Origin of the sequence: Sinorhizobium sp. 6-70, assembly GCF_030124375.1 — a bacterium.
In the GTDB taxonomy this organism is placed as follows: Bacteria; Pseudomonadota; Alphaproteobacteria; order Rhizobiales; family Rhizobiaceae; genus Sinorhizobium.
The window spans coordinates 65224-89466 of the sequence record NZ_JASKLS010000014.1 but is presented as its reverse complement, the minus strand read 5'-3'; the positions used below and the strand labels follow the sequence as shown (position 1 = coordinate 89466).

The window sequence follows — 24243 nt, the reverse complement described above, 5'->3', positions numbered from 1 at the left end:
ACACCGAACGGCGCGCCCCGGCGTGACATTGTTATATCCGCGCAGGGGCGGTGACCAATAGTGGCGACCGGGGAAATCTTCCGTTCTTCCAAACGAGTGGGCTATCCGACGTCGCATCGAACCTATCAGCGCGTAAAACGTTGTAGGTGAAATGGAGTATGTCATGGGCCGCCGCGACGTGATCGCTATAGGAGGGTCGACGGGAGCGGTCGGCGCATTGAAAGAGCTCCTGCGCGAGCTTCCTTCCGACTTGGCCGCCACTGTGTTCGTCGTCATTCATGTGGGCGCGCGCGGAAAGGATCTTCTCGCTGATATTTTCAACGCGCATGCCAAAATTCCCGTAACGACCGCCACCGAGGGTGAGCGCGTCGAGCGTGGGCACGCCTATGTCGCACCGGCGGATCACCATCTCCTCGTCGTCGATAACGTAATCCGGCTCGGCCGTGGGCCGCGCGAGAATTGGGCTCGCCCGGCAATCGATCCGCTCTTGCGATCCGTCGGGGTGAATTATGGCCCGAGGGCCGTCGCCGTCATCCTCACGGGCATGTTGAACGACGGCGCGGCAGGCCTCGCAGACCTGAAGCGATGCGGCGGCTTGACGGTGGTTCAAAATCCGGCAGACGCAGAAGCGCCGGACATGCCGCTCGGAGCATTAAAGGCGAGCGATGTCGATTATCGCGCTTCGCTTGCCGACCTTCCGTCATTGCTCCTGCATCTCACGGAGCAGGAAGCCGGCCCGCCGATGCCAGTCCCGAAGGAAGTCAAGCTCGAGGTCGATATTGCCCTTGGCCGCGAGGTCGATACGGCAGCGATCGCGAAGATCGCAGACACAGTGGCCTTGTCTTGCCCTTCATGCGGCGGGGTTCTCTCGCAAATCAAGAGCCGGCCTCCGCTCAGATTCCGCTGCCAGATCGGCCATGCGTTTACCTCCGACATCCTTGACGCCGAGGCGGAAGGCTCGGTGGATGAGGCCATGCAACTGGCGCTGCGCGTCATTGAGGAAAGGGTGACGCTCAGCGAAAAGATGGCGGACGACGCGCGGCGCAGCGGTCGGGACGCGGCGGCCGCCGCAAGCACGAGGCGCGCCAGCGAGGGGCGGAAGCATGCCGATACACTGCGCCGCGCCATTCTCGGCAAAGCGACCGGTACTCCCTCCGGCAAATTCGAAAGAGCGAAGTAGGCCTCTGCCTTGACCTACCCAGGACCGCTGCACACTTCTGGGCGACATGCATTAATGCGCTTCGTCCCAATTGTGCGCGGCGCGGGCATCGACCTTCAGCGGCACTTTCATGTCGAGCGCCGGCATGGCCGCGTTTTCCATGACCGAGACGATCACCGGAATGGTGCGCTCGATTTCGCCGTCCTCGACCTCGAAGATCAGTTCGTCGTGGACCTGAAGCAGCATGCGCGCGGACAGCTTCGCCTCGCCCAGCGCCGGCTCCATCTTCACCATGGCGCGGCGGATGATGTCGGCGGCAGAGCCCTGGATCGGCGCGTTGATCGATGCGCGTTCGTTGAAGGCGCGGTGCGACGGGTTGGAGGAGCGGATATCGGGATAGTGCGCACGGCGGCCAAAGATCGTTTCGACATAGCCGTGCTCGCGAACGAAGGCCTTGGTGTTCTCCATATAGTCGCGGATGCCGGGGAAGCGCTCGAAATACTTCTTGATGTATTCACTAGCCTCCGAACGCTCGATCGAAAGCTGATTGGCAAGTCCGAAGGCAGAGATGCCGTAGATGATGCCGAAATTGATCGCCTTGGCGCGACGGCGGATTTCACCCGGCATGCCGTCGACGGGAACCCCGAACATCTCGGAAGCGGTCATCGCGTGGATGTCGACGCCGTCGGCGAAGGCCTGGCGGAGCTGCGGAATATCCGCCACATGCGCGAGCACCCGAAGCTCGATCTGGCTGTAGTCGGCAGAAACCAGCTTGTGCCCCGGCGTCGCGATGAAGGCCGTGCGGATCTTGCGGCCCTCGGCGGTCCTGACCGGAATGTTCTGCAGGTTGGGGTCGGCCGAGGAGAGGCGGCCCGTGGTCGTCGCAGCCAAAGCATAGGACGTATGCACGCGCCGTGTTTGCGGGTGTACGAAGCCCGGCAGGGCGTCGGTATAGGTGGATTTCAGCTTGGTGAGCTGGCGCCAGTCGACGATCTTGCGCGGCAGGTCATGACCTTCGGCGGCAAGCTCCTCGAGAACCTGCGCCGAAGTCGACCATTGGCCGGTCTTGGTTTTCGAGCCCCCCGGCAATCCCATCTTGCCGAAGAGAATGTCGCCAAGCTGCTTCGGCGAGCCGATCGTGAAGGTTTCCCCGGCCAGGCGATAGATTTCGTCTTCGAGCGCCGCCGCGCCCTGCGCAAGCTCTCCCGAGAGGCGCGAGAGAATCTGGCGATCGACGGTGATGCCGCGCTCCTCCATATGGGCAAGAACACCGACCAGCGGCCTTTCAAGTCGCTCGTAGACGCGAGTCAGCCCCTTGGAGGCAAGTTGCGGCTTCAGGACGTGCCAGAGACGCAGCGTCACGTCGGCCTCTTCCGCCACATAGGCCGTCGCCCGGTCGACATCGACGAAGTCGAACGTGAGCGAAGACCGGCCGCTGCCGGTGATGTCCTTGTAGGCCGTGAGCTTATGGTTGAGCCACCGCTCGGACAGAGAATCCATGCTGTGAGCACCGTTGCCGGCATCGATGACATAGGACATCAGCATGGTGTCGTCGAAGCTTTGCATGGTGATGCCGTGCCGCTTCATCAGGAGATAATCGAATTTCAGGTTCTGGGCGACCTTCAATACCGACGGATCCTCGAGCAGCGTCTTTAGCCGGCTCAGCGCCTCGCGGACGGGGACCTGATTTTCGAGGAGACCGCCGCCAAGCAGATCGCCGGCGCCATTCTTGTGGATCAGCGGCACGTAGGCCGCCCGGATCTTCGTCCCGGAGGGGTTGTCGCCGTAATCGGCGATCGCCAGAGAGAAGCCGACCAGATCCGCCTGCATGGCGTCGAGCGATGTCGCTGCCGCGTCGAAGCCAACGACGCCCGCATCGCGCGCATCGGCGATCCACCGGTCTAGCGTCGCAAGATCGCGGATCGGGACATAACCGGAACGATCGAAGGAAGCCTTGGCAAAGAATTCCGCGCGCGCCCGTGCGAGCCCCTGCGGCGTCGCGCCGGTGGCGTCTGCGTCCTGGCCGCTCGAGACGAACGAAACGGCTGCCTTGGCCGCCGTTCCACGCGGCGGTGCCGCGCTCGACGATTGCGTGGAAGGCGGCGGGCCGGCGGCCTCGCCGGTATCGAGATCCGGTCCGTGCGCTTCCATGCCCCATTCGATCGGCACATGAGCCGCTTCGACAGCCTCAGCGTCCGTATCCGTCGCCGCTGCGACACGGCGCGTCAGCGTGTTGAATTCCATGGTCTTCAAGAAAGCGATGAGCTTCGGACCGTTTTGCGGCTCGAGCCTCAGCTCCTCGAGCGGAACGTCGAGAGGCGTATCCTTCTTCAGGGTCACGAGTTCGCGGGAAAGGCGCGCAAGCTCGGCATTGGCAATAATGTTCTCGCGCCGCTTCTGCTGCTTGATTTCGCCGGCGCGCGCAAGCAACGTCTCGAGGTCGCCGTATTCTTCGAGCAATTGCGCCGCGGTTTTCGGTCCGACGCCGGGAATCCCCGGCACGTTATCGGTCGAATCGCCGGTCATCGCCTGGAGATCAATCATCTTCTCCGGCGGTACGCCCCATTTTTCGATCACGTCGGGGATCGTGATCTGCTTGTCCTTCATGCTGTCGTACATCGACACCCTGGACGTCACCAGCTGCATCAGGTCCTTGTCCGAGGAAACGATCGTGACACCGGCGCCCGCCTCTTCGGCAAGCCGGGCGTAGGTCGCGATCAGGTCGTCCGCCTCATAGCCTTCCTTCTCGATGCAAGGCAGGTTGAAGGCGCGGGTGGCGTGCCGGATCAGCCCGAACTGCGGGATCAGATCTTCGGGCGGCGCGGTGCGGTTCGCCTTGTACTGGTCGTAGAGCACGTTGCGGAAGGTCTTCGAGGAATAGTCGAAGATCACCGCGAAATGCGTCGGCGCCACGCCCACCGACGTGTCGCGCGCGTCGGTCAGCAGCTTCCAGAGCATGTTGCAGAAGCCGGCAACCGCATTGACCGGAAGACCGTCGGACTTGCGGTTGAGCGGCGGGATGGCATGGAAGGCCCGGAAGATGAAGCCGGAGCCGTCGACGAGGAAGAGGTGATCACCGTTTTTCATGCGGCCATGGATAGCGCGGGGTGAGGCAAACGTCCATTGCGGTTTTCGCCGCCCGTGCCTATCTGGAGCTACCAGAGGCCGACGCCGACTGCGTGCGGGGCTCACGCAAACGTTACACATTTGTAATGTGCGATTCAGTCGGACAATCCTTGAAAAGCCACATTTGGCTCCTCAAATTATGATCGAACGGCACTGAAAATGATGCCGTCGTCTGGTGATTGGCCTGTCCCCCGCCCGCACCAGATGTGGACAAAGGCCTTATCCCCCTCTCCGGGCCTTTGTCCTGCTTTCAAAGAGCCGTCACGGCGCCGCCTCCGCGCCGCGGCGGTTTTTTGTTGCGCGGTTTTCCGCACCATCCCACGCCTCATACGTCGCTCAAATCCTTGTGAATTCAGAATGGTTCAGTTCCATCGTAAGCTTTGGAACTTGTCCTCAAACCGGTTCACGCGTACCCATAGGCATGGCCTTCAATCGTATGGAATCTGCGACTTACCTGGCCAGTCTGCTGGCAAAAGGTTTCTCGCGCGCCCTGCAGGAGCGGGGCCAGAAGCTCGGCTTCGCGCCCGGCCAGTTTCCGGTTCTGCTTGAGCTCTGGTCGGAGGAGGGGCTGACGCAAAAGCAGCTCCTCGATCGGCTGGACATCGAGCAGGCGACCATGGCCAACACGCTCGCCCGCATGGAGCGCGACGGGCTCATCACCCGCCGCCAGCACCCATACGACCGGCGCTCGCAACAGATCTTCCTGACGGAACGGGCGAGAGAGATCGAGGCGGCGGCGAAGGAAGCAGCGCTCGCGGCGGAGCAATCCCTGCTGTCCGGCTTTCGCCGCTTCGAAAGGGAACTGATGCTCGAATACATGCGCATGGCGCTCGCCAATACCGCCCGCAACGGCGACGTTTCCTGATTCCTCGCTCCGCCAATTTACCGTTGCACCAGCAATTTCCGTTCGAAGCCGCTGGCAATCGAGCCAAACGGATGCGGTAATACCTTGAGATGTACAAAATCCTTCTCTGAAACCGATTTCGATTTTCGGGGTTATGGGCTAGGTTCCGCGCGAAACGCACATAAGGATTCGCATGATGGCAGACATTACCCCTGTTCTGGAGCGCGCCGACGCCAATCTTCCGAAGAGCCTGGATCGGCTTTTCGATCTCGTCCGCATCAAGTCCATTTCCACGGACCCGGCCTTCAAGGCGGAGTGCCGCAAGGCGGCCGAGTGGCTCGTAGCGGAACTGAACGCGCTCGGCTTCTCTGCCTCCGTGCGCGAGACACCCGGCCATCCGATGGTCGTCGCCCACCACGTCGGCGCAAAGGCGAATGCTCCGCACGTGCTGTTCTACGGCCACTACGACGTGCAGCCGGTCGACCCGTTGAACCTCTGGGACTCTCCTCCCTTCGAACCGGCGATCAAGGAGATCGAGCCCGGGCGCAAGGTCATCACCGGCCGCGGCACGTCCGACGACAAAGGCCAGTTGATGACCTTCCTCGAAGCCGTGCGCGCCTACAAGGAGATCCACGACGCCCTTCCCTGCCGCATCACCATTCTCTTCGAGGGTGAGGAGGAATCGGGCTCACCGTCGCTGAAGCCCTTCCTCCAGGCCAATGCCGCCGAACTCAAGGCCGACTATGCGCTCGTCTGCGACACGAGCATGTGGGACGGCGAGACGCCGGCGATTTCCGCAGGCCTGCGCGGCCTCGTCGGCGAGGAGATCGTCATCAAGGCCGCCGATCGTGATCTGCATTCGGGCTATTTCGGCGGCGCGGCAGCGAACCCGATCCACATCCTGACCGACATCCTTGCCGGCCTGCACGATGAGACGGGCCGCATCACGCTCGAAAACTTCTACGATGGCGTCGAGGAGACCCCCGGCCAGATCAAGGCGGCGTGGGACACGCTCGGTCAGACGGCCGAGAAGTTCCTCGGTCAGATCGGTCTGTCGATCCCCTCCGGCGAGAAGGGACGCTCCGTGCTCGAATTGACCTGGGCGCGCCCAACGGCCGAGGTCAACGGCATCACCGGCGGCTATACGGGCGAAGGCTTCAAGACGGTGATCGCGGCTGAGGCATCGGCGAAAGTGTCGTTCCGCCTCGTCGGCCATCAGGATCCGGCCAAGATCCGGGAGGCCTTCCGCGCCTATGCACGGTCGAAGGTGCCGGCGGACTGCTCGGTGGAATTTCATGCCCATGGCGGCTCTCCGGCGATCCACCTACCCTATGATTCGTCCTTGCTGAACACGGCGAAGATGGCGCTGTCCGACGAATGGCCGAAACCGGCGGTCGTCATCGGCATGGGCGGCTCGATCCCGATCGTCGGCGATTTCCAGAAGATGCTCGGCATCGAATCGCTGCTCGTCGGCTTCGGCCTTTCCGACGACCGTATTCACTCACCGAACGAGAAATACGAGCTCACTTCCTTCCACAAAGGTATCCGCTCGTGGATCCGCATCCTCGACGCGTTGGCCGCCTGATTGCCTCCACGGCGCCGCGCGTCTGATCAGACGCGCGGCCGTCCAGGTCCGCGAACGCCTCGGCCGCGGCGCCTTCACGTTTGCACATCTCCCTCGCCGCTTTTCGCATCATCGCGGATGAGTGTCCGGATATCCGGTCATCGCTGCTTGACCTCGTGGCTGTGGGATGCTTCCCTTTTTATAAAACGATCAGAATGGGGAAATGGGCTGTTGGCTAGGTCGAGGACCGAGACATCGCGTTCCGGACGCGGTCCTTTTGGAATGCGAAACCGGGATGGCATGCTTCGCCGTCCTCGAAGGTCCCCTGCCAATCTTGCCCCCGGGAACACCCTGGCGCCGGCATGAAAAGGTTGAAAGCCTATCTTTGGCCCGCTGTCGGCCTGGCGGCGATCCTGTTCTCGGTGAATGCGCTCTACCACGAACTGCGAGGCCTTTCGGTCGATGACTTCATCGCCAGTTTCCAGGCGACGTCGCTCGGGAGCTGGCTGCTTGCCATCGGAGCGACCCTCCTCGCCTATGCGGCGCTTGCCGCCTATGACAAGCTCGCACTCGACCATCTCGGCCACCACCACATTTCCATCTGGTTCATCACGGTCTGCTCGTTCACGACCTATGCGCTCTCGCACAATCTCGGCGCGTCGGTGTTTTCAGGCGCCGTGGTGCGCTACCGGGCCTACCGGTCGAAGGGGCTGATGGCCGGCGAGGTCGGCATCCTCGTCGCCTTCTGCTCCTTTACCTTCACGCTCGGCACGCTGACGTTGTCGGCAATCGTTCTGTTGGTAAAGCCTGACATTATCGAGCGCTTTGCGGAATTCGTGCCGATCGAGCTGTCGTTGACGACGGGCGTCATCATCCTCGTGCTCATAGGCCTTTACGTGCTCGGCAGCCTGATCGGCCTTCGGCCGATTCGCACGCGCTGGTTCCAACTGCACTATCCCAGGCCCTCGATCGTCGTCAGGCAGATGGTGATTGGTCCCGTCGAACTTCTCGGCGCGGCCGGCATCATCTATTTCGCGCTGCCGCAGGCCGGTAATCCCGGCTACGTCGTCATTCTCGGCATCTTCCTCGCATCGTTCTCGGCAGCGTTGCTGTCGCACGCGCCCGGCGGCCTCGGCGTGCTCGAGCTCGTTTTCATCGCGGCGCTGCCGGAGATGGATCCGGCCGATGTGCTGGCGGCACTCGCGATCTTCCGACTGCTCTACCTCGTCGTGCCGTTCGTCATGGCGCTGGTGGTCATCCTGATCTACGAGCGCTCGCGCTTCCTGGCGCAGCGAAACGGCGGCATGCCGTAGCCGGCTGACAGTTTCCTTGCATAGGAGCGTATGCAGCGAGCCGATCAGGGAGCGTCGCAAACGGCCGGTACCGCCTCCTCGATCGGCCCCTCTACCTCCTTGAGCCGCGCCGCCTCGATCTGATAGGGCGTGAAGGGTGGGGCCTGCAGCGCCGGACTGATGATGCGGGCGACGTAGCAGCCGGCGAACAAGCGAATTTTTTCAGGCTGCTCGACGGATTTGACCGCAACGGGAATGGCGGCATAGACGCTGCCGGCGGCGCCCTCGGTCGTCACCTTTCCGACCCTGACCTCGACCGAGACGGTGTTCGCATAGCCGCGCGAGAAATCTCCGAAACCGCCGACCGGCTGCGTGTCGGCGAAATAACTATAGGCGCGAGCATATTCCTTGCGGTTGATGGCATTGTAGAGCGAACGCACGAGCGCGGCGCCGTCGGAGCGATCGTCGACGTAGGGGAGCGCCTCCTCGGCCGAGGCTTCAGCCTTCACCGCCGCCAGTGCTGCGAATGCGACCGCTACCGTGAAACAAACCTTCATCGCTTTCTCCTTTACCGGACGCCTATTCAAGGCCCGGCAAATGGCAGCCAGAAGGCAAGACAGGCTTCGCCGCCCACGATGGCCGAGCGCGAAAGCCGATGCGGGATCACTTCGGCGGCAGGCCGGCCTTGCGCCTCGCAACAACATGCTCGCGCCAGACCGTGAATATGCCGGCTGCGACCACGAGGATGGAGCCTAGCACCATGTTTGCCGTCAGCGTCTCGCCGAAGATGGTGACGCCCATGATCGAGGCGAAGACCAGTTGCAGATAGGTGAGCGGCTGGACGGCGACGGCATCGAGCATGTCATAGGCGCGAATCAGGAAATAGTGGCTGGAGGTCCCGGTGATGCAGAGCAGCAGCATCCAACCCCAATCGGTCGGCGACAGCGCCGTCCAGAAGAATGGTCCGACCAGGCTGATCGCAACTGCGCCGACGCTGCCGGTGTAGAAGAAGCTGGTCATCGCCGAATCGCCGCCACGGCTGACCAGCCGCGTCGTGATAATGTAGATCGCAAACATCAGCGCCGCCAAGAGCGGCAGCAGGAAGCTCGTGTCGAAGGTCCCCTCCTGCGGCTTCAGAATCAGCAGCACGCCGGCGAGACCCGCCGAAATCGCCACCCAGCGCCGCCAGCCGACCCGCTCGCCAAGGAGCGGCATGGACAGGAGCGCGACGAAGAGCGGCGTGGCGGCCAGGATCGCTTGCGAATGCGCGAGGCCAACGATCGTGAAGGCGGTGATGACGATGACGATCTGCGCCGGCAGCAACACGCCGCGCAGCAACTGCAAAGCCGGCTTCTTCGTTACGATCGTCGCCCTGAGCCCGCCCGGCGCCCGCGCCGCCAGCACCGTGGCGAAGGCGGCAAAGGCCCAATAGCGGATCATCGACACGAAGACCGGCGGATAGATGGCGCCAAGATGTTTGGAGATGCCGTCCTGGATCGCGAAGATGACGATCGCAAGAAGCGCGAAGACGTAGCCGTTTGCCCTGGATTTCATGAGGAGCTTGATATCCCTACAGCGCCGCGCGTCTTACCAGACGCGCAAAGGACGCTGTAGCAGTAGCGCCGGGCCTGGAGCCATGGTTTTTTCGGCGGCAGTCAGCTGATACAAAAAGACCCCGAGCCGGGAGGAGGTGGCTCGGGGTCTCTGAACTAGATCGGTCCTGGGAGGAGGAGTGGACCGATCGGCGTCTGGCGCTGTGGGAGGAGGTACAGCGTTTCGACAAGAGTGAGAATAAGTCATTCCCCCTGATTTAATAGGGACAATGTTGCATTGCAGCATTGCGCTGAGTGCAATGCGGCACGTTGCTTGTAGCCCGTTCTATGTTTCCGCAACCAAACTCACCCGAGATCCGGCGAAATAGCCAATTCTTTCCCCTGGGTGTTGGAAGAGCGCGCAAGGCCCCGACGGAAGGAAGGCGTCGGGCAGCCGGTCCGACGCAAGTTTTTGAACACTCTACCTTTTTCACGAGAGAACTCTTAACTCCCCCTTAAATTGCCGCATTTAGAGTCCACCGCATCGCCACGTGCGCCTGGGTGAACTCGAACGCACGACGGGAATTGCGCCGCCGGGAATCGCCTTCGAGCGATCAAGGTCGGACCTCAAAGGGAGAGTTCCTTCCGGCATGGCAGCACGCGGCAAATCAGGACAGCGGATCGAACCTTCTTTCGGCGCCAGCGACAGCGACGACGATGATTGGCGCGTCGAGGCGAGTGATCGCGTGAGCGGAGGCGCCCGCCGGCCCGCCCGCGGCAAGTCCGGGGCCGGCAAGCGAAAAACAGGCGGCAAGCGTGGTGGCCGACGCGGCTCTAGCAGCGGCGGCGGATTTTTCGGCCTTGTCCGCAGGCTCTCCTACTGGTGCGTCGTGCTCGGCATATGGGGTGCGATCGGCGTCGGCGGCCTGGTGCTCTATTACGGCGCGCGAATGCCGAGCGCGACCAGCTGGTCGATCCCCGACCGGCCGCCGAACGTGAAAATCCTTTCGGTCAGTGGCGACATCATCGCCAATCGCGGCGCGACCGGCGGCGAGGCGCTGTCGCTCGAAAACATGTCGCCCTATATCCCGCAGGCAGTAATCGCCATCGAGGACCGCCGCTTCTACTCGCATTTCGGCGTCGATCCGCTGGGCTTGGCGCGCGCCATGCTGACCAATCTGACGACCGGCCGCATGGTCCAGGGCGGCTCGACATTGACGCAGCAGCTCGCCAAGAACCTGTTCCTCTCGCCCGAGCGCACGCTGGAGCGCAAGGTGCAGGAGGTGCTGCTCGCCTTCTGGCTGGAGCAGAAATACTCCAAGGACCAGATTCTCGCGATGTACCTCAATCGCGTCTTCTTCGGCTCCAACGCCTATGGCGTCGAGGCGGCATCGCGGCGCTACTTCAACAAGTCGGCGCGCGACGTCAATCTCGGCGAGGCGGCCGTGCTTGCCGGGCTGCTCAAGGCGCCTTCCCGCCTCTCGCCGGCGCGCGACCCGGAAGCGGCCGAGGAGCGCGCGCAGGTGGTGCTCGGCGCCATGCGCGAGGAAGGCTTCATCACCGACGCCGAGATCAAGACGGCGATGTCGCAGACCCCGACCAAGGCCAAGAGCTTCTGGTCGGGCGCCGAACACTACGTCGCCGACATGGTCATGGACCAGCTTCCCGGCATGATCGGTGAAATCAACCAGGACCTTGTGATCGACACGACGATCGACCTGACGCTCGAGAAGAAGGCCGAGGAAGCCATTTCCGCGACGCTCGATGCGGAGGGCGGGAAGCTCAACGCCTCGCAAGCCGCCCTCGTGTCGATCGACGGCACCGGCGCCATCCGGGCATTGGTCGGCGGCCGCGACTATGCCGAAAGCCAGTTCGACCGTGCGTCGAAGGCGAAGCGCCAGCCGGGGTCTGCCTTCAAGCCCTTCGTCTATGCGGCAGCCCTCGAAATCGGCCGCACGCCCATGTCGGTCAGAAACGACGCGCCGGTCAGGATCGGCAACTGGACGCCGGAAAACTACGACCAGAAATACCGCGGCGAGGTCACGCTCGCCGACGCGCTTGCCAATTCGCTGAATACGATCGCGGCCGAACTCGTCGTGGAGGTGGGGCCGCAGAACGTCGTCAAGCTCGCGCATCGCCTCGGGATCGATTCGGAGATGCAGGCGAACGCCTCGATTGCGCTCGGGACGTCGGAAGTGAGCCTCGTGGAACTTACCTCCTCCTACGCACCCTTCATGAATGGCGGCTTCAAGGCGACGCCGCACGTCATCCGCCGCATTTCAACAGCCGACGGCACGGTGCTCTACGAGAATACCTACGACAATCCGCCGCGCGTGCTCGACCCGGCGATCGTCAGCGAGATGAACCAGATGATGGTGCGCGTGCTGACCGACGGCACCGGCAAGAAGGCGCGTATCAAAGGTTGGGAGGCGGCTGGCAAGACGGGCACGACGCAATCCTTCCGCGACGCGCTCTTCGTCGGCTACACGTCGAACCTGACGACCGGCGTCTGGTTCGGCAATGACGACGGCAAGTCGATGAAGAAGGTCACCGGCGGCGGGCTTCCGGCCAAGGCCTGGCATGAGTTCATGACCGCCGCCCACGAGGGTCTGTCGCCCTCGCCGCTGTTCGGGACGACCGGTGTGCAGCCTGTCTTCGACCAGGGCGGCGCTGTCGCCGGCTCCGGCACCTTCCCGGACGGTTTTGCGACCGCCAATCCCGATGCGTTTCCCGAACCGCCGGCAAGCGTGGACGGCACCGCCGCGATCGAGCAGGTTCGACCCGCCAACGAAGAGAGAGCCGGGCCGATCCCGCCAGCGGGTGTCGGCGAGACGACCGGCGCCACCCGCCGGACGACGCTTTTCGATCTGTTGACGGGCGGTTGAGCCGCCGCGGCGACCGCGCCCTTCGACCGGATTCGCGGGCGCCGCCAGGGCGCCGTGCCGATATCGCTTCATCCGCCATCAACAGCGCTTGCTTTTGCCCCTGATCCCCCCGCAGAATGCCTTGCAGTCCGAAACGCCGGTCCTTATATACGCCGCATCCACGCAGCCTCGGCTGCAATGAAATTCAAAGACCATCCCGTTAGGGGCTGTCCCACGAATGCCTGACCGGGTTCCGACAGTCCGCTGCAAGGAGAGAACGACATGGCTAAAGTTATTGGTATTGACCTGGGAACGACCAACTCCTGCGTCGCCGTCATGGACGGCAAGGACGCGAAGGTGATCGAAAACGCCGAGGGCGCGCGCACGACCCCCTCGATGGTGGCATTCACCGACGACGGCGAACGTCTCGTCGGCCAGCCGGCCAAGCGCCAGGCCGTCACCAATCCGGAAAACACCCTTTTTGCGATCAAGCGTCTGATCGGCCGTACGTTCCAGGATCCGACCACCCAGAAGGACAAGGGGATGGTCCCCTACAAGATCACCAAGGCCGACAACGGCGACGCCTGGGTCGAAGCGCACGGCAAAGGTTACTCGCCGTCGCAGATCTCGGCCATGATCCTTCAGAAGATGAAGGAAACCGCCGAATCCTACCTCGGTGAGAAGGTCGAGAAGGCCGTCATCACCGTTCCGGCCTACTTCAACGACGCTCAGCGCCAGGCTACCAAGGATGCCGGCAAGATCGCCGGCCTCGAAGTGCTGCGCATCATCAACGAGCCGACCGCTGCCGCGCTTGCCTATGGCCTCGACAAGAAGGACGGCAAGACGATCGCCGTCTACGACCTTGGCGGCGGCACCTTCGATATCTCGGTTCTCGAAATCGGCGATGGCGTCTTCGAGGTGAAGTCGACCAACGGCGATACCTTCCTCGGCGGTGAAGACTTCGACATGCGTCTCGTCGAATACCTCGCCGGTGAGTTCAAGAAGGAACAGGGCATCGACCTTAAGAACGACAAGCTCGCGCTGCAGCGCCTCAAGGAAGCTGCCGAAAAGGCGAAGATCGAGCTGTCGTCCTCGCAGCAGACCGAAATCAACCTGCCGTTCATCACGGCCGATGCATCCGGTCCGAAGCACCTGACGATGAAGCTGTCGCGCGCCAAGTTCGAGAGCCTGGTCGACGATCTCGTCCAGAAGACGATCGCGCCTTGCAAGGCCGCGCTGAAGGATGCCGGTGTTTCGGCGGCCGAGATCGACGAAGTCGTTCTCGTCGGCGGCATGACCCGCATGCCCAAGGTTCAGGAAACCGTCAAGCAGCTGTTCGGCAAGGAGCCGCACAAGGGCGTCAACCCGGATGAAGTGGTCGCCATGGGTGCTGCCATCCAGGCCGGCGTTCTGCAGGGCGACGTCAAGGACGTCCTGCTCCTCGACGTGACCCCGCTGTCGCTCGGCATCGAAACGCTCGGCGGCGTGTTCACCCGCCTGATCGAGCGCAACACGACGATCCCGACGAAGAAGTCGCAGACCTTCTCGACGGCTGAAGACAACCAGTCCGCCGTGACGATCCGCGTTTCGCAGGGCGAGCGTGAAATGGCCGCCGACAATAAGCTGCTCGGCCAGTTCGATCTCGTCGGCATCCCGCCGGCACCGCGCGGCGTACCGCAGATCGAAGTCACCTTCGACATCGACGCCAACGGCATCGTGCAGGTTTCCGCCAAGGACAAGGGCACCGGCAAGGAGCACCAGATCCGCATTCAGGCATCCGGTGGTCTCTCCGACGCCGACATCGAGAAGATGGTCAAGGACGCCGAAGCCAACGCCGAGGCAGACAAGAAGCGCCGCGAAACGGTCGAGGCCAGGAACCAGGCTGAGAGCCTGATCCATTCTTCGGAGAAGTCGCTGAAGGAATATGGTGACAAGGTTTCGGAAACCGACCGCAAGGCGATCAGCGACGCGATCGCAGCCTTGAAGGCCGCGACCGAAGCTTCTGAGCCGGACGCCGAAGACATCAAGGCCAAGACCAATACGCTGATGGAAGTTTCCATGAAGCTTGGTCAGGCGATCTATGAGGCACAGCAGGCCGAAGCCGCCCATGCGGATGCCGCGGCGGACGCAGCCCGCGACGATGACGTCGTCGACGCCGACTTCGAAGAGGTCAAGGACGAAGACGGCCGCAAGCGGTCGGCATAAAACCTCTCTCGATCGTTGCATCAAAGGAGCCCGGGAGCGATCCCGGGCTTTTTCACGCCCGCACGGCCACCGTGGCGCGGACGATCGGATGCCGGCGACGGCGCAACAGGCCGAAACAACGCCATTTTTCGACAAAAAACCACGCGTAGCCCGAGTTGGCTATGGTATCGCGCTTCAAGGTTTACTAAATCCTGTGGCAAGATAATCAGGCAGCAGCCGCCGGATCCCCGCGCTGGCACGCATTTGTCAATGGGACAATCTTTGAAGCATGAAACGTGATCTTTACGAAACGCTCGGCGTTGCAAGAGGTGCGGATGAGAAGGAGCTGAAAAGCGCCTTCCGCAAACTGGCGATGAAATATCATCCGGACAAAAACCCGGGCGACGCGGAAGCGGAAAAGTCCTTCAAAGAGATCAACGAAGCCTATGAGACGCTGAAGGACCCGCAGAAGCGCGCGGCCTACGATCGCTACGGTCACGCCGCTTTCGAGCAGGGCGGCATGGGCGGCGGCTTCGGCAACGGCTTTGCGGGCGGCGGCGCCGGCGGCTTCTCCGATATCTTCGAGGACATCTTCGGTGAGATGATGGGCGGTGGCCGCCAGCGGCGCTCCTCCGGCGGACGCGAGCGCGGCGCCGATCTTCGCTACAACATGGAAATCACGCTCGAAGAAGCCTATTCCGGCAAGACGGCGCAGATCCGCGTGCCGACATCGATCACCTGCGACGTCTGCAGCGGTAGCGGCGCCAAGCCGGGCACGAGCCCGAAAACCTGCGCGACCTGTCAGGGCTCCGGCCGCGTGCGCGCGGCGCAGGGCTTCTTCTCGATCGAGCGCACCTGCCCGACCTGCGGCGGCCGCGGCCAGACGATCACCGACCCCTGCATCAAATGCCACGGCCAGGGCCGGGTCATGGAGGAGCGTACGCTTTCGGTCAACATTCCGGCCGGTATCGAGGACGGGACGCGCATTCGCCTCTCCGGCGAAGGCGAGGCGGGCCTTCGTGGCGGCCCGGCGGGCGACCTCTACATTTTCCTTTCGGTGAAACCGCACGAATTCTACCAGCGCGACGGTGCCGACCTCTATTGCAGCGTGCCGATCTCGATGACGACGGCGGCGCTCGGCGGCAAATTCGACGTGGCGACGCTCGATGGCACCAAGTCCCGCGTCACCGTGCCGGAAGGCACGCAGGCCGGCAAGCAGTTCCGCCTCAAGGGCAAGGGCATGCCGGTGCTGCGCTCCACCCAGAGCGGCGACCTCTACATCCAGATCCAGATCGAAACGCCGCAGAAACTGACCAAGCGTCAGCGCGAGCTGCTGCAGGAGTTCGAGCAGATCTCGTCCAAGGAGAACAATCCGGAGTCGACGGGCTTCTTCGCCCGGATGAAGGATTTCTTCGACACGCTCAGCGACTGATACCGGTTCGAACAGGGCGGAATTTCAAAACTCCGTCGTCCACGACCGAAGACTTTTGGGGCATTTCACTGTTTCAACGAAACGGGGAAATGCCCCAACGCTTTCGAGCCGATGCTATTCCGGATGGAACCGCTACGCGCTTTCCTGAAACGCTTCAGCCGAACAGGCCGGCGACGAAGTAGGAAACGGCGGCAATTATGGCAGCCGCGGGCATGGTGATCACCCAGGCGATGACGATGTTGCCGGCAAGGCCCCAGCGCACGGCCGAGACGCGCCGTGCCGATCCTACGCCGATGATGGCGCCGGTGATCGTGTGGGTGGTGGAGACCGGAATGCCGAGCCAGGTGGCGCCGAACAGGGTGATGGCACCGCCCGTTTCGGCGCAGAATCCCTGCATCGGATTGAGCTTGGTGATCTTCGACCCCATCGTATGCACGATCCTCCAGCCGCCGAACAACGTGCCAAGCGCGATCGCTGCCTGGCAGGTGATGACGACCCAGAACGGCACGTAGAATTCCGGCCCGAGATAGCCTTGGGAAAAGAGCAGCACGGCGATGATGCCCATGGTCTTCTGCGCGTCGTTGCCGCCGTGCCCAAGAGAATAGAACGAGGCGGACGCGAATTGCAGAACCCGGAACGTGCTGTCGACGGCAAACGGCGTCTGGCGCACGAAGAGCCACGCCACGATCAGCACCAGAAGTAGCGCCAGGAAGAAACCGATGGCAGGCGACATCACGATCGCCCCGGCCGTTTTCAGGAGCCCTTGCCAGACGATTGCGCTGAAGCCGGTGCTGGCAAGGCCCGCGCCGACCAGTCCGCCGACGAGCGCGTGGGAGGAACTCGAAGGGATCCCGAAGAGCCAGGTGGCGATGTTCCAGACGATCGCGCCCATCAACGCCGCAAAGATGACCTGCGGCGTGACGATGTGCGGATCGATGATGCCGGTCCCGAGCGTTTCGGCCACGTGCAGTCCGAAGAACAGAAAGGCGATGAAGTTGAAGAAGGCCGCCCAGAGGACCGCATATTGCGGCCTCAAGACGCGGGTCGAGACGATGGTCGCGATCGAGTTGGCCGCGTCGTGCAGTCCGTTGAGGAAGTCGAAGAGCAGCGCGACGGCGATGAGCCCGACGAGCAGCGGGAAGGCGAGCGTCGCGACCATCAGACGTTCTCGATCACGATGCCGCTGATTTCGTTCGCCACATCCTCGAAGCGATCGACGACTTTCTCCAGCTCGCCGTAGATTTCGCTGCCTATGATATAGGCCATGGGATCGGTGGCGCCGTGGCGCCGGAACAGGTCCTTGAGCCCCTGGTCGTGCAACTCGTCGGAACGACCCTCGACGCGTGTCACCTCCTCGGCAATGGTGGTGAGGCGTTGGGCATTGACACCGATCCGGTTGAGCAGGGGTATGGCCTCGGCAACGAGATGGGCCGCCTGCACCACTGCGGCACCCATTTCCTGCATGCCGGGATCGAAGCTTTTCTGCTCGTAGAGCCGGATCGTTTTCACCGTCTTGTGCATCATGTCGATCGCGTCATCCATCGATTGGATGAGATCCTTGATGTCGCCACGGTCGAAGGGCGTGATGAAGCTCCGGCGCACCGCGAGCAGGACTTCGCGGGTGATCTCGTCGGCCTCATGCTCGAGCGCGACGATGCGATCGCAATGGCGATCGATGTCCGGTCCGCCGGCAAGCAACGCATTCAGCGCTTCGGCCGCCCCCATGACCGTGCGCGAGTGCTGCGCAAAAAGATCAAAGAATCGATCTTCACGGGGGAGAAGCTTGCGAAACAGGCCGAGCATTGCAGATCCATCCAACTGTCGATTGTCACAAAACTGTCATATTGCACCGACTGGCCCAGGGAAAGCTCTCAAGTGGAGGAAAACCGAGGCTTCCCCCGGGGATTTGGCGGACAAGGAACAGCGATGCCGGGCGGACGCCGCCCTTTTTGCCCGTGCTCTCTTCCTGCACGCGGAGCGTCGCAGGCGAGATGAGGCGCCAATGCCCTTTCGCCTTGCCATGACCTCGCTTTCGGCCTACCTGACAGAAACGTCGAATCCGGACCCGAGATGCCGCACAAGGTCTTCCTCAACCGCCTGAAACTGACCGATTTTCGCAACTATGCGACGCTGGCGCTCGACCTCGACGCGCGCCATGTCGTGTTGACCGGCGAGAACGGCGCGGGCAAGACGAACCTCATGGAAGCGGTTTCGTTTCTCTCGCCCGGCCGCGGTATGCGCCGTGCCGCGTATGGCGACGTCGCGCGCGTTGGAGCGGCCGACGGATTTTCGGTCTTTGCGGCAGTCGAGGGCATGGAAGGGCCTGTGGAAATCGGCACGGGCACCGCGGGCACCGAGGACGGCCAGGCGCGCCGCCTGCGGCTCAACGGCACGCCCGCCAGGACCGTGGACGAATTGACCGACCATCTGCGCGTGCTCTGGCTGACGCCGGCGATGGATGGACTCTTCACGGGCCCGTCCGCTGATCGCAGGCGGTTTCTCGACCGGCTGGTGCTGTCGCTCGACCCGGGACACGGGCGGCGCGCCAGTGAGTTCGAGCGCGCGATGCGCAGCCGCAACCGGCTGCTGACGGAGTTTCGGCCAGACCCTGCCTGGCTTTCGGCGATCGAGCGTGAAATGGCCGGGCTCGGGGTATCTATGCAGCTGGCGCGCCTCGAAATGCTGGGCCTCCTGACAGCCCTTGTCGAAAGAAGCCAAAGCGAGGGCACATTTCCTTCCGCGACGCTGGCGCTCGCGGGCTTCCTCGACGACCTCCACGGCCTGCCGGCCTACGATCTCGAAGAGCGATACTTGGCGATGCTGCTGGAAGGCCGCGGCCGCGATGCCGCGGCCGGCCGCACGCTCGATGGCCCGCATCGCAGCGACCTTTTGATTCGCCACCGCGAAAAGAACATGGAAGCCGAACGGTGCTCGACCGGCGAGCAGAAGGCGCTGCTGGTCGGCCTGGTGCTCGCCCATGCCCGGCTTGTCGGCGATATGACCGGCCATGCGCCCGTGATGCTACTCGATGAAATCGCCGCCCATCTCGACGAGGGACGGCGGGCGGCGCTCTTCGACCTCGTCGACGGCCTCGGCGGCCAAGCCTTCATGACCGGCACCGACCGCACCATGTTTACAGCACTTGGCGAACGCGGGCGCTTCCTGACCGTTGCCAACGGGCAGGTTTCCGGGTGAGACTTGTTTCTTGGAAGGATGCATCGACGGCCTTGCGCTTGCATCCTGCACTCAATGGCTTGGGAAAAATCACGCTCATGATTTCGGATTGCAGCAGTTCAAAATCATCGCCGCGTGCGAAAAGAGGCTCCGAATGACGATCGACGCAAAGCTCGACACCGCAGAAATCGCCCGTTACGCGCGCCACATCGTCTTGCCGGAAGTGGGTGGTGCGGGGCAGCAGAAACTGAAGGCGGCGCGCGTGCTCGTCATCGGTGCGGGCGGCCTCGGCGCGCCCGTGCTGCAGTACCTTGCCGCCGCCGGCGTCGGAACACTCGGCGTCATCGACGACGACGTCGTGTCGCTGTCGAACCTGCAGCGGCAGGTCATTCACGCAACCGCGGATATCGGCCGCCCCAAGGTCGAAAGCGCCGTGCTGGCGATCAATGCGCTGAACCCGCACGTGACGGCCACGATGCATCATACGCGGCTCGAGGCCGGAAATGCCGAGGAGATCTTTCGCCACTACCATCTCGTCATCGACGGCTCGGACAATTTCGATACGCGTTATCTGGCGGCAGACACGGCCGAGGCGGTGCAAGTTCCGCTGGTGACCGGCGCCGTCGGCCGCTTCGATGGGTCCGTCACCGTGCTGAAACCCTACGAAACCGATGCCGAGGGCCATCCTAACCCGTCCTATCGCGACCTCTTTCCCGCCCCTCCTCCGCCGGGCGTAGTTCCCTCCTGCGCCGAAGCCGGCGTGCTGGGCGCCTTGACCGGGGTCATCGGCACGCTGCAGGCGATGGAGGCGATCAAACTCGTCACCGGGATCGGCGAGCCGCTCGTCGGCCGGCTGCTGCTTTACGATGCGCTCGCGGCTGAGTTCAGCACGATCCGGTATCGTCGCGGCGCGGCTTGAGGGCACCATGAAGGAAATGCGCATCGACGATCGCTTCGGTCGGTTTGAAGAACTGCTGGCGCTGATCCTCGCATCCTTCGCCTATATGGACGGACGGATCGATCCGCCTTCTTCCGCGCATGCGCTGACGCCGGAAGCGCTCCGTCGAAAAGCGGAAGACGAGATTGCCTTTGTTGCCCTCGCCGAGCGCGACCTTGTCGGCTGCGTGTTCTGCAAGCCGGAACCGGATTGCCTCTATATCGGCAAGCTCGCCGTCGCGCCCTGGTTTCAGCGCAAGGGTGCCGGGCGTCTGCTTCTTACCACCGCCGAAGAAACAGCGCGCGAACTGAAACTTCCCGCCCTACGGCTGCAAACGCGCATCGAGCTTTCCGAGAACCACGCGGCTTTCGCCGCCTGGGGCTTCGCCGAGACCGGTCGTTCGTCCCATCCCGGCTTCACGCATCCAACGTCGATCGAAATGCGGAAGGTCGTTCAGAGCTGCCAAGCGGCGTCCGGTCGCAGCCACCTTTGCCCCTCACCCTAACCCTCTCCCCGCAAGCGGGGAGAGGGAACTTGGGCGGTGCGGCATAGTCCCTTCGCCCCGCTGGCGGGGAGAAGGTGCCGGCAGGCGGATGAGGGGCAGAACCGCTGCGCTTTGCTAATCCCGCCCGGGCAGCACGCGATCCGGCGGGCGGTGACCGTCGAAGAAGGTGCGTATGTTGATCACCACCTTTTCACCCATGTCGATACGGCCTTCGAGGGTCGCGGAGCTCATATGCGGTAGGAGCACAACCTTGCCTTCGCCGGCGAGCTTGACGAGCTTGGGGCTGACCGCCGGTTCGTTCTCGAAAACATCGAGCCCGGCGCCGGCAATCTTGCCTTCCCTGATGCACTTGATCAGCGCCGTCTCGTCGATGATGCCGCCGCGCGCGGTGTTGACGATGTAGCTGTCCGGCCGCATCAGCGCCAGCCGGCGCGCCGACAGCAAATGGAAGGTCGCGGGCGTCGAGGGGCAGTTCACCGAGACGATATCGACGCGCGCAAGCATCTGGTCGAGGCTGTCCCAATAGGTCGCCTCGAGCATTTCCTCGGTCTCGGGCTTGACCCGGTGACGGTTGTGGTAGTGGATCGAAAGTCCGAAGGCCTTGGCGCGGCGGGCGACGGCGGTGCCGATCCGGCCCATGCCGACGATGCCGATGCGTTTGCCGGCGATACGCCGGCCGAGCATCCAGGTCGGCGACCAGCCCGCCCATTCCCCCTTGCGATCGGTCAGGATCTGCGCACCCTCGGCGAGCCGCCGCGGCACCGCGAGGATGAGCGCCATGGTCATGTCGGCCGTGTCTTCGGTAAGCACATTCGGGGTGTTGGTGACGGTGATGCCCCTTCGAGCGGCCGCGTCGACATCGATGTTGTCGACACCGTTCGAGAAGGCCGCAATCAGCCGCAACTGCGGCCCAGCCTGCTCGATCAGAGCGGCGTCGACTCGGTCCGTCACCGTCGGCACGAGCACGTCGACCCGCTTGACCGCGGCAACCAGCTCCGGCTGGCTGCGCGGCGTGTCGTCGACGTTCAGCTCTGCGTCGAAGAGTTCGCGCATGCGGGTTTCGACGACATCCGGCAATTTCCGGGTGATGTAGACCGTTGGCTTCTTCTTGCTTGTCATCGTTATGTGCGGCCCTCGTTCACGGGTCCTTAACCAAGTTGGGCGATAGTTTCTCCCTGTAGTCGCAATTTCTACCAGACCCGGTGGCGAAGACAATTGAAAGTCACTGCCTGACACCGGATTTGCACCCCAAGCCGACGGGCCAGATCAAAGTGCGCCTTCAAGGCTTCACTGCTATCGGAACATGAGCTTCGTCATGCGTGATGTCGTTTCCAGCTTCTCGACCGTGTTGGTAGCCGCCTGCATCGGGATGGCCGTGATGACTTCCGGCGCCTTTGCCCAGGCGGCGAAAGGTGCAAGCGGCCTGCCGCTGCCGCGCTTCGTCAGCCTGAAATCGAAGAGCGTCAACCTGCGGATCGGTCCAAGCCTCGACTACGCGGTGGCCTTCCGCTACCTCAAATCGGGTGTGCCGGTGGAAATCATCCAGGAATATGACAACTGGCGCCGTATCCGCGACGCGGACGGGACGGAGGGCTGGGTGAACCAGGCACTGCTTTCCGGCGACCGGACTGCGCTTGCCGCCCCGTGGATGCGCGGCAAGGGCGAAGGCATCTTCGTCAACCTCCGGCGCGATCCTCAAAGCACAGCGCCGATCATCGCGCGGATGGAACCGGGCGTCGTGCTGCAGATCGGCGAATGCAATGGAGATTGGTGCCACGCCGAGACCCAAGGCGTCGAAGGCTGGATCGCCCAGGGCGAGATCTGGGGCGCCTATCCAGGCGAAGCGTTCAAATAAATCGCTCCTCGTCCGCTAGATCATTTCATTGTTTCATTGAAACAGTGAAATGATCTAACTCGTTGAAACTACTCAATTCCGGACGGAAAACCGTTACACACTTTTCCTGGAATTGCTCTAAAGCGTTCGCATAAAAAGAGCAGGCGTATCAAAAGTCATGGCGTGGTTGATTTTCGACTAGGCTCGAGCTTCGAAACCAGATCGGCAACGAGTTCATCCACGCCCTTCGTCGCGGTGTCGATAACAAGCGGGCGCGGCCCCCAATCTTCATAGACTCGATCGATGATCTCTTCCCACGTTGGCTTTGATAGCCCCGGCACATCGGTCAACCGGGTTTCCACACGCCGGCGATGCTCGGCTTTGTCTGAGCAAATGACCTCTACCTCGACGGCTGGTGCCGCCGATCGCTCTGCTACCGACAACCAAGCGTCTCTCGTTACTTGTAGGCAATTTACGGAATCCGCGATGACGGTGTTGCCAAGAGTGAGATTGTCCTCAGCCACCCCGTAAGCAGCTATGTATCCTGCTGGTCCGACGTCCGAGTTTGGGGCACCCGAAGCCCGAATGCTTTGCTCGATCGTGTCAACGCGCACATGCACCGCGCGTAGCAGCTTCGCCAAAGCGCGAGCGATTGTCGTTTTTCCGGTCCCCGGCAGGCCACCCAAAATAATGAGCATGAAAACCTCACTCTTGGCCGACAAGCGTCAGGCGAGGCCGGCTTCCTTGGCCGCGGCTGCGAGCGATATCATCGGACGCGGGCCGATCTGGCCGATGACGATGCCGGCTGCGAGATTGCCGAGCTTGCTGCAGACGTCGAGTGAGCGTCCCTGCGTGTAGCCGTGGAGAAACCCGGCCGCATAAAGGTCGCCGGCACCCGTCGTGTCGATGACTTGCTCGACGGCCTTCGCCCCGACGCGCACCCACTCACCACCACGAACGACGACGGAACCCTCTTCGCTCAGCGTGACGGCCGCGAGCTTGCAGTCCTTCGCGAGCGCCTTCAGCGCAACATCGAAATCCTCGGTCTCGTAAAGCGCCAGGGCTTCCTGCCTGTTGGCAAAAACGATGTCCACGGTGCCGGAGCGCATCAGGTCGAGAAACTCGTCGCGGTAGCGATGGACGCAGAAACTGTCCGAGAGCGTCATGGCCGTTTCTCGCCCGTTCGCATGGGCGATTCGAGCCGCCTCGCGGATCGCGTCCTTGGCGCGCGGCGGGTCCCACAGATAACCTTCGAAATAGGTGACCTTGGATTGCGCGACCACGTCCTCCTCGACATCCTCGGGGCCGAGTTCGACACAGGCGCCGAGATAGGTGTTCATCGACCGCTCGCCGTCTCCCGTCACGAAAATCATCGAGCGTGCGGTCGGCGGGAGACTTTCCAGCGGCTTGGTCTGGAAATGGACGCCCTGCGCCCGGATATCGTGCGTGAAAATGTCGCCGAGCTGATCGCTGGCGATCTTGCCGAAATAGGCCGCTCGCCCGCCGAGGCTCGCGACACCGGCCGCCGTGTTGCCGGCGCTGCCGCCGGAGGCCTCAACCGCCGGACCCATCCGCGAATAGAGCAACTCGGCCCGATCCGCGTCGATGAGGTTCATCGCGCCCTTGATGATACCGTTCTCCACAAGAAAGCTGTCATCGCAGCGCGCAATGATATCGACGATCGCGTTGCCGATCGTCAGCACATCGTATTTTGTCATGAACTCCGTCCGGTTTCCTGAATGGCCGGTCTCCGTTAATACCGGTTTTGCGGCCATTTGGAAGTCACTACTGCGCCC

20 protein-coding genes are annotated in these 24243 nt (G+C 62.8%); 11 read left to right on the top strand and 9 right to left on the bottom strand.

Annotation, left to right across the window (positions count from 1 at the left end; translation table 11 throughout):
* Positions 1–163 precede the first annotated feature (163 nt).
* Positions 164–1180: a chemotaxis protein CheB gene (locus QN222_RS23645; protein ID WP_283961024.1), complete on the top strand. Its 1017-nt coding sequence runs from the start codon at positions 164–166 to the stop codon at positions 1178–1180.
* Between the two features lie 51 nt (positions 1181–1231).
* On the opposite strand, the gene polA is transcribed toward QN222_RS23645, so the two are convergent.
* A complete protein-coding gene (gene polA, locus QN222_RS23640) occupies positions 1232–4246 on the bottom strand; it encodes a DNA polymerase I (RefSeq protein ID WP_284005611.1) in 3015 nt (1004 codons plus the stop codon).
* 460 nt (positions 4247–4706) lie between these two features.
* Between polA and QN222_RS23635 the strand changes: the two genes are divergently transcribed.
* The 3 genes from QN222_RS23635 (at position 4707) to QN222_RS23625 (ending at position 8006) form a co-directional block, all read left to right on the top strand.
* A complete protein-coding gene (locus QN222_RS23635; protein WP_283961022.1) occupies positions 4707–5150 on the top strand; it encodes a MarR family transcriptional regulator in 444 nt (147 codons plus the stop codon).
* A 172-nt stretch (positions 5151–5322) separates the two neighbouring features.
* Positions 5323–6714, top strand: a complete 1392-nt coding sequence (locus tag QN222_RS23630) for a M20/M25/M40 family metallo-hydrolase (protein WP_283961021.1) — start codon at positions 5323–5325, stop codon at positions 6712–6714.
* A gap of 341 nt (positions 6715–7055) precedes the next feature.
* Complete coding sequence (locus tag QN222_RS23625) at positions 7056–8006, top strand: YbhN family protein (RefSeq protein ID WP_283961020.1); 951 nt, start codon at positions 7056–7058, stop codon at positions 8004–8006.
* Between the two features lie 44 nt (positions 8007–8050).
* Here QN222_RS23625 and QN222_RS23620 read toward each other — a convergent pair whose 3' ends face one another.
* Entirely contained in the window at positions 8051–8542 is a 492-nt protein-coding gene (locus QN222_RS23620; protein WP_283961019.1) for a hypothetical protein, read from the bottom strand.
* Positions 8543–8648: 106 nt separating this feature from the next.
* Positions 8649–9539: a DMT family transporter gene (locus QN222_RS23615; RefSeq protein WP_284005610.1), complete on the bottom strand. Its 891-nt coding sequence runs from the start codon at positions 9537–9539 to the stop codon at positions 8649–8651.
* A 628-nt stretch (positions 9540–10167) separates the two neighbouring features.
* On the opposite strand from QN222_RS23615, the gene QN222_RS23610 reads away from it, so the two are divergent.
* Together QN222_RS23610 and dnaK are read left to right on the top strand one after the other, a co-directional pair.
* Entirely contained in the window at positions 10168–12402 is a 2235-nt protein-coding gene (locus QN222_RS23610) for a transglycosylase domain-containing protein (RefSeq protein WP_283961017.1), read from the top strand.
* A gap of 261 nt (positions 12403–12663) precedes the next feature.
* A complete protein-coding gene (gene dnaK / locus QN222_RS23605; protein WP_225105937.1) occupies positions 12664–14586 on the top strand; it encodes a molecular chaperone DnaK in 1923 nt (640 codons plus the stop codon).
* 52 nt (positions 14587–14638) lie between these two features.
* Here dnaK and QN222_RS23600 read toward each other — a convergent pair whose 3' ends face one another.
* On the bottom strand, positions 14639–14764 hold the full coding sequence (locus QN222_RS23600; RefSeq protein ID WP_283961016.1) for a hypothetical protein: 126 nt from the start codon (positions 14762–14764) through the stop codon (positions 14639–14641).
* 90 nt (positions 14765–14854) lie between these two features.
* On the opposite strand from QN222_RS23600, the gene dnaJ reads away from it, so the two are divergent.
* On the top strand, positions 14855–15997 hold the full coding sequence (dnaJ, locus tag QN222_RS23595) for a molecular chaperone DnaJ (protein WP_180939733.1): 1143 nt from the start codon (positions 14855–14857) through the stop codon (positions 15995–15997).
* A gap of 154 nt (positions 15998–16151) precedes the next feature.
* Here dnaJ and QN222_RS23590 read toward each other — a convergent pair whose 3' ends face one another.
* Together QN222_RS23590 and QN222_RS23585 are read right to left on the bottom strand one after the other, a co-directional pair.
* On the bottom strand, positions 16152–17156 hold the full coding sequence (locus QN222_RS23590) for an anion permease (RefSeq protein ID WP_283961015.1): 1005 nt from the start codon (positions 17154–17156) through the stop codon (positions 16152–16154).
* Entirely contained in the window at positions 17156–17800 is a 645-nt protein-coding gene (locus QN222_RS23585) for a DUF47 domain-containing protein (protein WP_180939731.1), read from the bottom strand. The genes QN222_RS23590 and QN222_RS23585 overlap by 1 nt, the downstream gene beginning before the upstream one ends.
* A 267-nt stretch (positions 17801–18067) precedes the next feature.
* Between QN222_RS23585 and recF the strand changes: the two genes are divergently transcribed.
* The 3 genes from recF (at position 18068) to QN222_RS23570 (ending at position 20613) form a co-directional block, all read left to right on the top strand.
* On the top strand, positions 18068–19192 hold the full coding sequence (gene recF, locus QN222_RS23580) for a DNA replication/repair protein RecF (protein ID WP_283961014.1): 1125 nt from the start codon (positions 18068–18070) through the stop codon (positions 19190–19192).
* A gap of 133 nt (positions 19193–19325) precedes the next feature.
* A complete protein-coding gene (locus tag QN222_RS23575; protein WP_283961013.1) occupies positions 19326–20090 on the top strand; it encodes a molybdopterin-synthase adenylyltransferase MoeB in 765 nt (254 codons plus the stop codon).
* 7 nt (positions 20091–20097) lie between these two features.
* On the top strand, positions 20098–20613 hold the full coding sequence (locus QN222_RS23570) for a GNAT family N-acetyltransferase (RefSeq protein ID WP_283961012.1): 516 nt from the start codon (positions 20098–20100) through the stop codon (positions 20611–20613).
* A 114-nt stretch (positions 20614–20727) separates the two neighbouring features.
* Here the strand turns inward: QN222_RS23570 and QN222_RS23565 are convergent, their stop codons facing one another.
* A complete protein-coding gene (locus tag QN222_RS23565) occupies positions 20728–21732 on the bottom strand; it encodes a D-glycerate dehydrogenase (RefSeq protein ID WP_283961011.1) in 1005 nt (334 codons plus the stop codon).
* Positions 21733–21916: 184 nt separating this feature from the next.
* Between QN222_RS23565 and QN222_RS23560 the strand changes: the two genes are divergently transcribed.
* Positions 21917–22468, top strand: coding sequence for an SH3 domain-containing protein (locus QN222_RS23560; RefSeq protein ID WP_283961010.1), 552 nt, complete (start codon positions 21917–21919; stop codon positions 22466–22468).
* Between the two features lie 155 nt (positions 22469–22623).
* Here QN222_RS23560 and QN222_RS23555 read toward each other — a convergent pair whose 3' ends face one another.
* Entirely contained in the window at positions 22624–23145 is a 522-nt protein-coding gene (locus QN222_RS23555) for an AAA family ATPase (protein WP_283961009.1), read from the bottom strand.
* 27 nt (positions 23146–23172) lie between these two features.
* Positions 23173–24165, bottom strand: coding sequence for an adenosine kinase (locus tag QN222_RS23550; protein WP_283961008.1), 993 nt, complete (start codon positions 24163–24165; stop codon positions 23173–23175).
* Positions 24166–24243: the final 78 nt, after the last annotated feature.